Source organism: Citricoccus sp. CH26A (assembly GCF_000224415.1).
In the GTDB taxonomy this organism is placed as follows: domain Bacteria; phylum Actinomycetota; class Actinomycetes; order Actinomycetales; family Micrococcaceae; genus Citricoccus.
This window is the reverse complement of sequence record NZ_AFXQ01000008.1, coordinates 20,161-34,044: the sequence shown is the minus strand read 5'-3', so window position 1 is coordinate 34,044 and position 13,884 is coordinate 20,161. Positions and strand designations below refer to the sequence as shown.

Here is a 13,884-nt window from a genome sequence, read left to right as displayed (position 1 = left end):
TCAGCCGTCCTGCGCGGCGGCCGGGCGGTGCGGCGACCGACGGCCCATGACCTCGGCGATCTGGCCGACGCAGGGCTCGTTCTGCAGGGAGGTGGTGTCGCCCAGGGCGGTGCCCTCGTAGAGCTGGGTCAGCAGGCGGCGCATGATCTTGCCGGAGCGGGTCTTGGGGACGTCGGGCACGAAGACGACCTCGCGTGGCTTGGCCACCGGCCCGATGACCCGGCCGACGTGCCGGCGCAGCTCCTCGGCGGCATCGGAGGCAGGCCCGGCCCCGGTGCCGGCAGGCACGGAGTCGTCCCCGAAGCCCGCCCGGGCCACCACGAAGGCCACGGCGGCGTGCCCGGTCTTCGCGTCCGGAACGGGGCAGACCCCGGCCTCGACCACTTCGGGGTGGGACACGAGCGCTGACTCGATCTCGATGGTGGATAGGCGGTGTCCGGAGATGTTGATGACGTCGTCGATGCGGCCGAGGATCCAGGTGTCCCCGTCCTCGTCGACCTTGCCACCGTCGCCGGCCAGGAACCAGCCCTGCCCGGCGTAGTCCTTCCAGTACGAGGTGAAGTAGCGCCTCGGGTTGCCCCACACGGTGCGGGCCATGGCCGGGCCGGTGCGGGTGACCACGACCTTGCCCTGCAGCCCGGCGGCCACGGGCGCCCCGGCGTCGTCCACCACGGCCACGTCCACCCCGGGCAGCGGGCGGGAGCCGCACCCGGGCTTGAACCGCTCGTCCGTCTGGCGCGGGGAGAGCACGGTGGCACCGGTCTCGGACTGCCACCAGGTGTCCACCATGGGCACGCCCACGGAACCGTCGCGGGGGACCCGCGCGTCGTCGTCGCCGGTCTCGGCCTGGAGCCGGGCGTCCAGCACGTCCAGGTGCGAGCGGCCGATCTGGGTGCGGGCCCAGGCCCACGCCTCCGGGTTGACGGCCTCGCCCACGGTGCCGACCAGGCGGATCGAGGAGAGGTCGTGCCCCGCGGGGATGCCCTCGGGGAACCAGCCCATCAACGACCGGACCAGGGTGGGAGCGGTGTAGTAGGAGGTGACGCCGTAGCGCTCGATGACCTCGAAGTGCCGGCCCGGGTGCGGGGCGTTCGGCACGCCCTCGTAGATGACCTCGGTGACGCCGTTGGACAGCGGTCCGTAGATCTCGTAGGTGTGCGCGGTGACCCAGGCGAGATCGGCGGTGCACCAGTGCACGTCCTTCTCCCGCTCGGACACGTCCGGATGGGAGAACAGGTAGTCATAGGACCAGGAGGCCTGGGTGAGGTAACCGCCCGAGGTGTGCACGAGACCCTTGGGCTGTCCGGTGGTGCCCGAGGTGTACATGATGAACAGCGGGGTCTCGGCGTCGAAGTACTCCGGTGTGTGGGTCTCCGGCTGGCGGTCCACGATCTCGTGCCACCACACGTCCCGGCCCTCGGTCCAGCTGATCTGGCCCGGGCCGTCCCCGACCTCGGTGTGGCCGGTGCGGTTGAGCACCAGCACGTGCTCGATCTGGTTCTGGCCGGAGACGGCCTCGTCCGCATTGTCCTTGACGGGCACGGCCTGGCCGCGGCGGTACTGGCCCTCGGAGGTGACCAGCAACTTCGCGCCGGTGTCCTCCACGCGGAAGCGCAGCGCCTCGGCGGAGAAGCCGCCGAACACCAGCGAGTGCACCGCGCCGATCCGCGCGCAGGCCAGGGTGATGACGATCGTCTCCACGAGCACCGGCAGGTAGACCACCACGCGGTCGCCCTTGCCGATGCCCAGTTCCAGCAGGGCGTTGGCGGCCTGGCTGACCTTGCGCTGGAGCTGGGCGTAGGTCACGGCGCGGCGGTCACCGGGCTCGCCCTCGAAGTACAGGGCCACCTTCTCCCCGCGGCCGGCGGCCACGTGCCGGTCCACGCAGTTCACCGCGACGTTCAGCCGGCCGCCCTCGAACCAGCGGATCTCCGGGCCGCGCTCGGCGGCCGGGTCGGCAGGGGTCCAGGAGTGGGTGGTGTGCCAGGGCGTCTCCCAGTCGAGGCGCCGCGCGGCGGAGTCCCAGAACGCGGCCCGGTCCTCCTCGCGCACGGACCGGCCGTCCCCGAGCCCGCCGTGCAACAGGCCCGCGGGCCGGCCCGGGTGGACGGAGGGATCGGCGGCGTCCACGACGTCGGCCGGCAGCGGGCCGGGCAGGGCACCGGGGGCGTGGGCGTGGGCGTGGGCGGGGGTGTCGCGCGCGGTGGCGGTGGGAGCGGCGTGCGGGGCAACAGACAAGACAGAACCTTCTTTCCATCGAATCTGGCAGTAGCACCTGGTCCGGTCCTTGCAGTGCCGGGAGGGCACCGCAGGATCACGGACGGGTTGCTGCGGCGTCACGGAGCCAGATCTCTCAGCCGCTCGGGATGGTCTCCTCCACTCTACGACCGGTCCTGTCCGCGGGGCGAAACGGGTGAAGCAGTGCTACGCGCCGGCCTGATGCCCTAGTTTTGACGTGCACCGACGCCGACGGACAGGGACTGCACATGGAGGACATCGCACTGCTGGCCGTGGCCGGTGTCCTGATCATCGTGCTGGTCTCGCTGTTCGCGCCCCGGCTCGGCGTCGCGGCGCCGATCCTGCTCGTCCTGGTGGGCATCGGCTGCAGCATGATCCCCGGGGCGCCCCAGATCCTGCTGGACCCGGAATGGATCCTCATGATCGCGCTGCCGCCGATCCTCTACTCGGCGGCGGTCAACGTCCCCATCACGGACTTCCGCCGGGACCTCGGCACCATCAGCGCCCTGTCCGTGTTCCTGGTGATCGCCTCCGCCTTCGCCACGGGGTGGCTGATCTGGTGGCTGCTGCCGGACATCGATCTCGCGGCCGCCGTGGCCCTGGGTGCGGTCATCAGCCCGCCGGACGCCGTCGCGGCCACCTCCATCGGCAAGAGACTGGGCCTGCCGCCCCGGCTGGTGATGATCCTGGAGGGGGAGGGCCTGGTCAATGACGCCACCGCGCTGGTCATGCTCCGCACCGCTATCTCGGCCACCGCCGGCGCCGTGACCTTCTGGGGCGCCATCGGTGACTTCGCCTACGCCGTCAGCGCCGGGATCGTCCTCGGCCTCCTCGTGGGCGCCGGGACCGTCTGGTTCCGGTCCAGGATCCGGCAGCAGCCCGTCCTCACCACGGCGATCTCCCTGACCGTGCCGTTCCTGGCGTACATGCCCGCGGAGAACCTGCAGGCCTCGGGCGTCATCGCCGTGGTCACTGCAGGCCTCCTCACCGGCCACCAGGCACCCCAGCGCCTCAGCGCGGCGGACCGGCTCACCGACCGCACCAACTGGCGTACCATCCAGCTGCTGCTGGAGAACGGCGTGTTCCTGCTCATGGGCTTCGAGATCACCTCGATCGTCGCGGACGCGGAGGCCTCGGGGCGGGGGCTGTGGTTCGCCGTCGGGATCGCCGTGCTGTGCACCGCGGTCCTCGTCGCGGTGCGCATCGCCTTCGTGGTGCCGCTCATCGCCGTGCTCCGGGCGCGGCAGAGGCGGGTCCCCCAGCTGGCGCGGAACCTCGATGCCGCGATCGAGTCCACGGCGTCCGGGGAGCCGCCCCACCCGCGGACGGTGGCCCGGTTGCGGCGGTGGCGTGCCGATGCGCACTTCCTGGCCACGCAGGGCCTCGGCTGGCGGGGCGGGGCCGTGCTGGCGTGGTCCGGGATGCGCGGCGTCATCACCCTGGCCGCGGCCCAGTCCCTCCCGGCTGACATCCCGTACCGTCCCGAACTGATCCTGATCGCCTTCTCCGTGGCCATCCTCACGCTCGTGGTCCAGGGCGGCACCCTTCCGCTGCTGATCCGGGTGCTCGGCATCAAGGGAACCGACGAGGAGGCGCAACGCCGGGAGATCGGCCGTCTGGCCAATGAGATCATCGCCGCGCGCCAGGCCTACCTGCAGAACAGGACGCTGCTCCGTGAGGACGGCAGTCCCTTCGACCCCGCCGTGGTGGAGCGGGCCCGACGGGAGGGCCGGGCGGCCACGCAGGCACTGGCGGCGATGGTGGCCGAGGTGGCCCCGGACAGCCAGCGGCAACAGTACCGGGAGCTGCGCCGGCAGCTGGTCGAGGTGGAACAGGCCGCGCTGCTGGACGCCCGCTCCGGGGGCACGTACTCCTCGCACACCCTGCAGCGCGCGCAGCACTTCATCGACACGGAGGCCACCCGCCCGGGTTAGGACCAGCGCCGCACCGCCCACTTCTCCACCAGGCCCAGGACGGCATCCGTGACCTTGCCGATCACGGCCAGCAGGACGATCGCCAGGATCAGCCGGTCGGTGCGCCCGTTGTTCTGCGAGTCGGTGAGCAGGAAGCCCAGGCCCATGGAGGAGGCGATGAGCTCGGCGGCCACCAGGAACAGCCATGCCTGGGCGAGGGCCAGGCGCAGTCCCGAGAACACCGAGGGGATCACGGCCGGCAGCTGGACGGTGCGCAACAGGCGCAGGCCGTGATAGCCGAAGGCCCGGCCGGCCTCCACCAGGTGCGGGTCCACGTGCTTCAGTGCCGAGTAGACGTTCGTGAAGATCGGGAAGAACGCCCCGATCGCGATGAGCGTGATCTTCGAGTCCTCGCCGATCCCCATCCACAGGATCAGCAGCGGCACCCACGCCAGGGACGGCACGGCGCGGATGGCCCCGGTGAGCGGGGAGAACAGGGCATCCGCCCACCGGGACAGTCCCAGCACGGAACCGACGAGCAGGCCCAGCACGCCGCCGATCGCGAAGCCGATCAGCACCCGCTGCACGGAGATGGCGATGTGGTGCCACAGGGGGCCGTCCGCCGCCAGCTGGACGCCCGCCTGCACCACGGAGGCCGGCGAGGGCAACTGCACCGGGGAGAACAGTCCGGCCTCGGTCACCGCCCACCACAGCACCACGAGCAGCACCGGGACCAGGAGCCCGACGGTGGCCCGGCCGCCCGCGGTGCCCAGGGCTCCTCGGGCGCGCGGCGTCCCGGGGCTGGAACCGGCCGGTGCCGCACGCCGGTTCCGTTCGCCCGCGGCCAGGTCCGCCGGGGCCGAGGCCGGTGTGACGTTGTTCGGGGACGCGGGCGCACTCACTGCGTGGCCTTCTCGGCGTAGGAGGGCTCGAGCAGCTCGGACAGGGCGGCGTCCACGTTCTCCTGGCTGGCGACGTCACCGGTCTCCACCAGGATGGGGCCGACCCTCTCGAGCACGTCGAGCTGGGCCTGCCCGGGGACCGGGTCCACGTCCAGGTTGGAGCGCTCCTGGATGACGGTGGTGGCCACGTCCTCCTCGAGACCGGCGACCTCGGCGAGGATCGCGGCGGTCTCCTCGGGGTTCTCCAGCGCCCAGGCGCGCGCCTTCTCGTAGACGTCCAGCACGGCCTGGGCCAGTTCGGGGGACTCCTCGAGGAAGGACTCGGTGGCGTTGAGGAAGCCGTAGGTGTTGAAGTCCACGTTGCGGTAGAACAGCTCGGCTCCCTCGGCCTCGGCGCCGGCCATGATCGGATCCAGTCCGGACCAGGCGTCCACGGAGCCGTTGGCCAGGGCGGAGTTGCCGTCGGCGTGCTGCAGGTTCTGCACGGTGACCTCGGACGGGTCCACTCCGGCCTCCTCGAGGGCCTGGATGAGGAAGAAGTACGGGTCCGTGCCCTTGGTGGCGGCCACGTTCTTGCCCACCAGGTCGGTGACCTCCGTGATGCCCGAGTCGGCGGTGGTGACCAGGGCCGCCCACTCCGGCTGGGAGTAGAGGCCGATCGTCTTGATCTCGGTGCCGTTGGCGCGGGCCAGCAGGGCCGCGGAACCGGCGGTGGAGCCGACGTCGACGGCCTCCGCGCGCAGCGCCTCATTGGCCTTGTTGGACCCGGCGGACTGGACCCAGTTGACGGTGACGCCCTCGTCGGAGAGCTCCTCCTCCAGCCAGCCCTTCTCCTTGATGACCAGGGAGAGCGGGTTGTAGGTGGCGAAGTCGATGTCCAGGGTGTCGGCACCGCCGGCCGGGGCACCGGCCTGGGCGGCGTCACCGCCCGAACCCTCCCCGGCCACGCACCCGGTGACGGCGAGGGCGGAGACGGCGAGGACCGCGGCGGAGAGCGTGAGTCGGGAGCGCATGGTGGTGCCTTTCAGGACAGGGGATCGCACGGGGCGGGAGGGCGGAGCAAGGGGGTGGGGAGGGTCGAGCAGGGGGTGGTCCGGGGACCGTGGACACCGGTCAGTGCCGGCGGGTCCGGTGCCGTCGGTGCAGCGCCGGTGCGGTCAGTGCCGGTGGGCGTCGACGCCGAGGCCGTCGAGCAGCTCCGAGCGCAGCACGGCCAGCTCGGCTGAGCCGCGGGGGCGCGGACGCATCCCGGGCACGGTGAGGACCTTGCGGGCGGTGGCCCCTGGAGCGGCACCGGGATCCTTGCCGAGCAGCAGGATCCGGTCGGCCAGCTGCAGTGCCTCGTCCACGTCGTGGGTGACCAGCAGGATGGTGGTGGCCGTGCGGGCGTGGATGTCCAGGAGCAGGTCCTGCATCTTCAGCCGGGTCAGGGCGTCCAGGGCGCCGAACGGTTCGTCCAGCAGCAGCACGCCGGGGCGCCGGGCCAGAGCCCGGGCCAGCGAGGTCCGCTGGGCCATGCCGCCGGAGACCTCGCGGGGCCGGTGATCGGCGTGGGCGTCCAGTCCGACGAGATCGAGCAGCTCGTCCACGCGCTCCCGGCCCTCGCTGCGGCCCGTGCCGTGCGGCAGGCCCAGGGCCACGTTCTGGTGCAGGGTGCGCCAGGGCATCAGGCGCGGTTCCTGGAAGCCGACGGCGGTGCGTGGGTCATGGGCGGTGACCGGCTCGCCACCGATGAGGATGTCCCCGGAATTGCCGGTGTCCAGTCCGCCGGCGGCCCGCAGCAGGGTGGACTTGCCGCAACCGGAGGCGCCGAGGATGGCCAGCACCTCACCGGGCTCCACGGTCAGGGTGATGTCCCGCAGGACGGCCCGGGGGCCCTCGGCGGTGGGGAACGCGCGGCCGACGCCGCGGAACTCCACCGCAAGGCTCTCCGGTGCGTCCGAGGCGGTGGCGGCGCCCCGGGCCCGCGCGGGGGCGCGGCCGGCAGGGCTCAACTCGGCAAGGGCAGTCATGGTGATCACTCTCCATCGCTTCTGGCATGAGCACCCTTGCCCGCGATGAAGCGGAGGGTTGCTGCGGCGTCACGGAGCCAGATCTCTCGGCCGCTCTGGATGGTTGGCGCGTCCAGTCAATCAGGTCGCGGGGGAGTCCTGTCAATCCGGCGCGGGCACGACGTTCGACACAAAACGTCACATCGTGGCGGGTCGGGGTGCCGGGGCTGTTCCCATGGAGCCATAGCCATCCAGAGCGGCCGAGAGACCCGGATCGACGACGCCGCAGCAACCCGCCCTTGACAGGGGACCGGGTGCTACCGCCGGGACCGATGGGAGATTCCATGACCTCGACCGTGCACGCCACCACCTACCGGGACCTGGCCGGGCGGTTCGCCCCCGCCCTCCAGGACATCGCCCGGGGGGAACCGGCCCGGGAGGCTGGCCGTCACCTGCCCTTCGCCGCTCTCGAGCAGCTCCGTGCGGCGGGGATCGGCGCGCTCACCGTCCCGGTGGAGGCCGGGGGGTCCGGTGCCGGTCAGGAGGACATGCTGCGCCTGCTGATGGACCTCGCCGCGGTGGACGCGAACACGGCGCACCTGGTCCGCAGCCACCTCAGCTTCGTCGAGCATGTCCTCGCCCAGCCGGACGAGGCCCTGCGCACGAGGTGGCTGGAACGGGTGGCGGACGGTGAACTGGCCGGCAGTGCGCTGTCCGAGGCCCGCGGGCCGGCGCTGGGCGAGATGGACACGACCGTCTCCCGGGACGAGGGCGGCCAGCTGCGGATCAGCGGCCGCAAGTACTACACCACCGGCAGCATCTTCGCCACGTGGACCCTGGCGACGGCCCGCCTCGACGACGCCGTTCCCCTGCCCGGGCGCCGTCGCGGCCGTTCCCGGCAGAACCTGGCGTCCGGCGCCACCGGAGGCTCCCCGGACTCCGCGCGGCTGGCGCTCGCCGTCGTGAGGGTCCGCCAGCCGAGGACGCTCGTCAAGGACGACTGGGACGGGTTCGGCCAGCGGCTGACCGGTACCGGCACGGTCGAGTTCAACCGGGCCGGCGTCGAGGAGCTGCTGGCCCTGCCGCCGGCCGACGGGCACGTGCCGTTGCACCACGAGGCCACCCTGATGGCCCTGCTCGCCGGGGTCGGGCGGGCCGCGCTGAGGGACGGGGTCGACCAGACGAAGCGCCGGCGCCGGTCACCGAACACGGCGGGCGGGCTCACCCCGCGGGAGGACGACCAGCTCCTGGGGATCATCGGCGAGCTGTCCGCCCAGCAGGCCACCGCCGAGGAACTGGTCCGTGCCGCCGGGCGTGACCTGGACACGGCGCTGGCGCTCGCTGCCGCGGGGCGCGACACCCAGGGCGGGCGGGCCGCCGTCGGGGCGGACGCGGGCGGTGACGGCAGCGACGACGGTGCTGCCGCCGAGGCCCTGCAGCGCGCCGCCCTGACGGCCCATCGGGCGCACGTGATGGTGCCCCGGCTCGTCCTGGACACCTGCACGCGCCTCTTCGACACCCTCGGCGCCTCCGCCACGAGCACCGAGCTGCAGCTGGACCGGCACTGGCGCAACGCCCGGACCCTGGCCAGCCACGACCCGGCGGTCTTCATGGCCCGCATGGTGGGTGACTGGGAGGTCAACGGCACCGCGCCGGTGCCGTACCTCTCCACCGGGACAGCCTGACCCGGCGGCGGGCGAGGGGCTCCGTCACGGGAGGACTCCGGATTCGTCCGGGCCCCGGACGGTGTGCTCCAATTGCCCGGTAACCATCCAGAGCGGCCGAGAGACCTGGCTCGTCGACGCCGCAGCAACCACCACGCGCCCCCGGGGCGCGGGACCGGTGCTACCGCCAGGACCGATGGAAGGAGCATCACCATGACGTCATCGAATGCCCAGAACACCCCCGCCGGACTGCCCGCCGGGGTGCCGACCACCCCCGCCGGCCAGCGTGAGATCCTCTTCAACGCCTTCGACATGAACTGCGTGGCCCACCAGTCCCCCGGCCTGTGGCGCCACCCGGACGACCATGCCCGCGACTACAACACCTTGGGGTACTGGACGGGGCTGGCCCAGACGCTGGAGAAGGGCCTGTTCGACGGCATCTTCATCGCCGACGTCCTGGGTCCCTACGACGTCTACGGCAACTCGGACGAGGCCACCCTGAAGGCGGGCACCCAGGTGCCCACCAACGACCCGATCCTCGTGGTCCCGCCGATGGCCGCCGTGACCAAGCACCTCACCTTCGGCGTCACCGCGGGCACCGCCTACGAACACCCGTACGCGTTCGCGCGCCGCCTCGCCACGCTGGACCACCTCACCGAGGGCCGCGTGGGCTGGAACGTCGTCACCGGTTACCTGCCCTCGGCCGCCCGCAACTTCGGGCACGAGGACCAGATGGAACACGACGAGCGCTACAACCACGCCGACGAGTACCTCGACGTGGTCTACAAGCTGCTCGAGGGCTCGTGGGAGGACGACGCGGTCGTCAACGACAAGGAGTCGGGCGTCTTCATCGACCCGTCCAAGGTCCACCGCATCGAGCACGAGGGCACGTACTTCAAGACCCCCGGCATCGCCTTCACCGAGCCGTCGAAGCAGCGCACCCCCGTGATCTACCAGGCAGGCGCCTCCACGCGAGGCCGGGCATTCGCCGGCAAGCACGCCGAGGCCGTGTTCATCAACTCGCCCACGGCTGAACTCATCAAGGGCACCGCGGCGAAGCTCCGCCGGGCCGCCGTCGAGGCCGGCCGCGATCCGTACGACCTCCGCATCATGTCCATGCAGACCATCGTCACGGGTGCCACCGACGAGGAGGCGCAGGCCAAGTACGAGGAGCTCACGAAGTACATCGACGTCGAGGGCGGCCTCGTGCTGATGAGCGGCTGGATGGGCATCGACCTGTCCCAGTTCGACCTCGACGAGCCGCTGGGCGACGTGGAGTCCAACGCCATCCAGTCCACCATCGAGACCTTCAAGAAGGCCTCGGGGGACGACGGCAACCCGTGGACGGTGCGACGCATCGCCGAGTGGTGCGGCGTCGGCGGGTTCGGCCCGGTCATCATCGGCTCTGGCGAGACCGTGGCGAAGGAGCTGGCCCGCATCCAGGACGAGACCGACGTGGACGGGTTCAACCTCGCTTACCACATCACCCCGGGCACCTTCGAGGACATCGTGCAGTACGTGGTCCCGGAACTGCAGAAGCTGGGCCGCTACAAGACCGAGTACACCGAGGGCACCATGCGCCACAAGCTGTTCGGCCGGGGCGACCACCTGCCCGAGAACCACTACGGGGCCTCCTTCGCGCTGCGCAACCGCGTGCAGGCCTGACCACCGGGGCCCCGGATCATCCAGGGCCCGACGACGAGAAGACCCCGGTTCCCTGGGTGGGAACCGGGGTCTTCTCCTGTCGCGCGGGAGACGGGACGCTCAGTAGCGGTCCGGTCCGCTGCCTCCGGAGGTCTGGGACGGACCGGGGGTGGGAGTGCCGCCCTGCTGACCGGTGTCGGAGGACGTGCCGGCCGAGGCGTGCTTGCCGCCCGACTCCTGGGAACTGGTGCCCGCCCTGTCGGCCAGGTCCTGGGTGGCGGCGGTCGCCTTGTCCGCCACGGCGTGGGCCGCGGCACTGGCCTTGTCCGCCACGCCGGGGGCGCGGTCCCGGATCGAGTCAGCGGCCTTGTCGGCCAGCCCGGTGGCCTTGTCCGCCACGCCCGGGGCCTTGTCCTTCACGGTGGAGGCAGCCTTGTGGACCTGCTCCTGGGTCTTGGGGTCGTTCCAGAGCTTCTGCGCATTCTTCGCGAACTTGTCGAGGTTCTGGCGGCCTTCGCGGCTCCCCAGCAGATAGCCGATCGCCGCGCCGACGCCCAGGGTGATCAATCGCTTCATCGTGTCTCCTTCGTGGCGGGTCCCGCCGGTTGGGTGATGCCTCGAGTCTTCACCCGCACCGCCGGACGGTCAAACACTTCCCAGCCAGTTCCCAGACTTCGGTTACCGCAGACGCCGGCGGCCGGCGCCCCGACCAGGGTCGGTGGCGCCGGCCGCCAGGACGCGGGACGGGGGATCCCGAGATCCCACCGGTCCCGTGAGAGGGATCAGCTACGCGGTGTGGCGGCAGCCGCCACGGCCTCGGCCACGCGCTCGGAGACCTCCGGGTCAAACACCGAGGGGATGATGAAGCCGGGGTTGAGCTCCTCGTCGGAGATGCAGGAGGCGATGGCCTCGGCGGCCACGACCAGCATCTCGTCGGTGATGTCGGAGGCTCCGGCGTCGAGCAGTCCGCGGAAGAACCCGGGGAAGGCCAGCACGTTGTTGATCTGGTTCGGGAAGTCAGAGCGGCCGGTGGCCACCACGGCGGCGTGCTTGGAGGCAGCTGCGGGGTCGACCTCGGGATCCGGGTTGGACATGGCGAAGACCATGGCCCCGTCGTTCATGGCGGCGATGTCCGTCTCGTCCAGCAGGTTCGGGGCGGAGACGCCGATGAACACGTCGGCCCCGACCACGGCCTCCTTGAGCGTGCCCGAGAAGGAGTCGGCGTTGGTGTTGTCGGCCAGCCACTGGCGGTTGGAGTCCGTGTGCGTGGAGCCGCGCTCGATCACCCCGGCCCGGCCGGCGGCCACGATGTGGCGGGCGCCCGAGGCCATCAGCAGGCGGATGATCGCGGTGCCGGCGGCGCCGACGCCGGAGACGACGATGCGCACGTCCTCGATCTTCTTGCCGGTCAGCTTCAGGGCGTTGGTCAGCGCGGCCTGTACCACGATGGCGGTGCCGTGCTGGTCGTCGTGGAACACCGGGATGTCCAGTTCCTCGCGCAGGCGGGCCTCGATCTCGAAGCAGCGCGGGGCGGAGATGTCCTCGAGGTTGATGCCGCCGTAGGCCGGGGCGATGGCCTTGACGATGGAGATGATCTCCTCGGTGTCCTTGGTGTCCAGGGCCACCGGCCAGGCGTCGACGCCAGCGAACTGCTTGAACAGGGCGGCCTTGCCCTCCATCACGGGCATCGCGGCCTCGGGGCCGATGTCCCCCAGGCCCAGCACCGCGGTGCCGTCGGTGACCACGGCGACCGTGTTCTTCTTGACGGTGTACTGCCGGGCCAGGTCCTTGTCCTGGGCGATGGCCTGGCAGACCCGGGCCACGCCCGGGGTGTAGGCCCGGGAGAGGTCGTCGCGGGTGCGCAGCGGCACCCGCAGGGTGGTCTCGATCTTCCCGCCCTCGTGCAGCTGGAAGGTCTGGTCCGAGAGTTCCAGGACCTCGGTCCCGTCCAGGGCGTCCAGGGCCTGGCGCACGCGCTCGGCGTGGCCGGCGTCGATGGTGTTGCAGCTGACGGCGACGATCATGTACTCGTGGTGGGACTCCACCACGTCCAGGCCGGTGATGGCGGCACCGGAGGCGGCCACCTCTGCGGTCAGGTCGGAGGTCGCAGTGAAGGACGCGGGGGCCTTGACCTGCAGGGTGATGGAATAACCGGGGCTGGGTGCTGCCATGAGAGCTCCTTCGTAGGAGAGGGCCGAATGGTCGTCTGCTCCATGGCCGACGGACCAGTCCTGATCGAGGCCGAGTCTATCGGCGGGCAGACCTACTCCTCAGTCGTGTGTCGTCACGCTGTCGCGCCCTAGAAACCCCTGAGGATGACGTTCCAGTAATCCCGCGGGAGGACCTCGAGGTCGAGGAACCAGAGGGCGCGGTTCGGGCCCAGCAGCGGGACCCCGGGGATGCTGGGCGCCAGGTCGTTGTCCCGGTCGTACTCGGCGAAGACCGCCCGCCCCCGCTGCACGGTCACGGGTGTCACTGTGTAGCCGTCGTACCGGGCGGTGGGTGCGCGGCCCTCCCGGGTGGCCAGCAGGTTCGCGGCGAGGACCTTGGTCTGGTGGCGCAGCCCGCCCCCGGAGGAGGTGGTCTGCAGCGCCGCCGCGTCCCCGCAGGCCCACACGGTGGGCACCCGCCGGTGGCGCAGGGTGTGCGGATCCACGTCCGCGTAGCCGGCCGCGGTCGTGCCCGGTCCCGCTGTGGCCTCCCCGCCCGCGGCGGTGCCCAGTCCGGCCTCGGCGATCCAGGCCGGTGCCGCGTGGACCGGGGAGTGGTGCAACAGGTCGTAGGGCAGGTCACGGGGCGTCCCGTCGACCGTGGCGTGCAGTCGGCGGGCGCCGGCGTCGATGGAGCGCACGCGCGCGTCCGTCAGGACCGTGATCCCGTAGCGATCCACCCACGGCTGTAGGACCCGGTCCACGTCCGGCTGGCCGAACAGGGTCCCGGTGGGCGTCAGCAGGGTCACCTCGATGTCCTGCAACACGCCCTGGCGCTGCCAGTAGTCACAGGCGAGGTAGAGGATCTTCTGCCCGATCTGCGGGGTGGGGGCCGGGCCGTCCGGGATGGTGAACAGCGCCCGTCCGCGGCGCAGCCCGCGGATCAGCTCCCAGGTCTTGGGGGCCAGGTCCACGGTGTAGTTCGTGGAGGCGTGCGGGCCGGCCACCGCCTCGGCGCTGCCGGGCACGTGATCCCAGTCCGGGGTCGAGCCCGCGCAGATCACGACGTCCCGGTAGCCGATGCGCTCGCCCGTGGACAGGGTGGCGGTCCGTGCCACCGGGTCCAGGGCCCGGACGCTGTCCTGGACCCATCGCACACCGCGGGGCATCACGCGGTGCTGGGCCCGGGACATCTGGTGCGTGGTCTTCAACCCGGCACCCACGTAGGACAGCATCGGCCGGTAGTGGTGCGTGGACTTGGGCTCCACGACGGCGATGTCCGCGATGCCCTTGCGGTGCAACCGGGCGGCCAGGGAGATCCCGGCGTTGCCACCGCCGATCACGAGGACGTCGGCGGTTCGCTCTGGGGGTGCAAGGGGCAT

General features: G+C 71.6%; 10 protein-coding genes and 4 riboswitches. Of the genes, 3 read left to right on the top strand and 7 right to left on the bottom strand.

Annotated elements, in window-relative coordinates; all coding sequences use genetic code 11:
- A complete protein-coding gene (locus CITRI_RS0106730; RefSeq protein WP_083843355.1) occupies nucleotides 1-2,157 on the bottom strand; it encodes an AMP-binding protein in 2,157 nt (718 codons plus the stop codon).
- A 93-nt stretch (nucleotides 2,158-2,250) separates the two neighbouring features.
- Nucleotides 2,251-2,373, bottom strand: a riboswitch (SAM riboswitch).
- A 113-nt stretch (nucleotides 2,374-2,486) separates the two neighbouring features.
- On the opposite strand from CITRI_RS0106730, the gene CITRI_RS0106725 reads away from it, so the two are divergent.
- Nucleotides 2,487-4,172, top strand: coding sequence for a sodium:proton antiporter (locus CITRI_RS0106725; RefSeq protein WP_010143916.1), 1,686 nt, complete (start codon nucleotides 2,487-2,489; stop codon nucleotides 4,170-4,172).
- On the opposite strand, the gene CITRI_RS0106720 is transcribed toward CITRI_RS0106725, so the two are convergent.
- The 3 genes from CITRI_RS0106720 to CITRI_RS0106710 all read right to left on the bottom strand — a co-directional run bounded on the left by CITRI_RS0106720 (nucleotide 4,169) and on the right by CITRI_RS0106710 (nucleotide 7,065).
- Entirely contained in the window at nucleotides 4,169-5,053 is an 885-nt protein-coding gene (locus CITRI_RS0106720) for an ABC transporter permease (protein ID WP_010143915.1), read from the bottom strand. The genes CITRI_RS0106725 and CITRI_RS0106720 overlap by 4 nt on opposite strands.
- Entirely contained in the window at nucleotides 5,050-6,066 is a 1,017-nt protein-coding gene (locus tag CITRI_RS0106715; RefSeq protein ID WP_010143914.1) for an aliphatic sulfonate ABC transporter substrate-binding protein, read from the bottom strand. Before CITRI_RS0106715 ends, CITRI_RS0106720 begins: the two co-directional genes overlap by 4 nt.
- A 144-nt stretch (nucleotides 6,067-6,210) precedes the next feature.
- A complete protein-coding gene (locus CITRI_RS0106710; RefSeq protein ID WP_083843354.1) occupies nucleotides 6,211-7,065 on the bottom strand; it encodes an ABC transporter ATP-binding protein in 855 nt (284 codons plus the stop codon).
- Between the two features lie 9 nt (nucleotides 7,066-7,074).
- Nucleotides 7,075-7,171, bottom strand: a riboswitch (SAM riboswitch).
- 117 nt (nucleotides 7,172-7,288) lie between these two features.
- Nucleotides 7,289-7,383, top strand: a riboswitch (SAM riboswitch).
- A gap of 5 nt (nucleotides 7,384-7,388) precedes the next feature.
- Between CITRI_RS0106710 and CITRI_RS0106705 the strand changes: the two genes are divergently transcribed.
- Both CITRI_RS0106705 and CITRI_RS0106700 read left to right on the top strand, forming a co-directional pair.
- A complete protein-coding gene (locus CITRI_RS0106705) occupies nucleotides 7,389-8,729 on the top strand; it encodes an acyl-CoA dehydrogenase family protein (RefSeq protein ID WP_010143912.1) in 1,341 nt (446 codons plus the stop codon).
- 80 nt (nucleotides 8,730-8,809) lie between these two features.
- Nucleotides 8,810-8,911, top strand: a riboswitch (SAM riboswitch).
- 10 nt (nucleotides 8,912-8,921) lie between these two features.
- Nucleotides 8,922-10,373, top strand: a complete 1,452-nt coding sequence (locus CITRI_RS0106700; protein WP_010143911.1) for an LLM class flavin-dependent oxidoreductase — start codon at nucleotides 8,922-8,924, stop codon at nucleotides 10,371-10,373.
- A 99-nt stretch (nucleotides 10,374-10,472) separates the two neighbouring features.
- Here the strand turns inward: CITRI_RS0106700 and CITRI_RS20170 are convergent, their stop codons facing one another.
- From CITRI_RS20170 to CITRI_RS0106680, 3 genes are all read right to left on the bottom strand, one after another.
- Nucleotides 10,473-10,928, bottom strand: coding sequence for a YtxH domain-containing protein (locus CITRI_RS20170; protein WP_010143910.1), 456 nt, complete (start codon nucleotides 10,926-10,928; stop codon nucleotides 10,473-10,475).
- 206 nt (nucleotides 10,929-11,134) lie between these two features.
- Nucleotides 11,135-12,523, bottom strand: coding sequence for an NAD-dependent malic enzyme (locus CITRI_RS0106690; RefSeq protein WP_010143909.1), 1,389 nt, complete (start codon nucleotides 12,521-12,523; stop codon nucleotides 11,135-11,137).
- 128 nt (nucleotides 12,524-12,651) lie between these two features.
- Nucleotides 12,652-13,884 (bottom strand): NAD(P)/FAD-dependent oxidoreductase, encoded by a 1,233-nt coding sequence (locus tag CITRI_RS0106680; RefSeq protein WP_029139099.1) that lies wholly within the window; start codon nucleotides 13,882-13,884, stop codon nucleotides 12,652-12,654.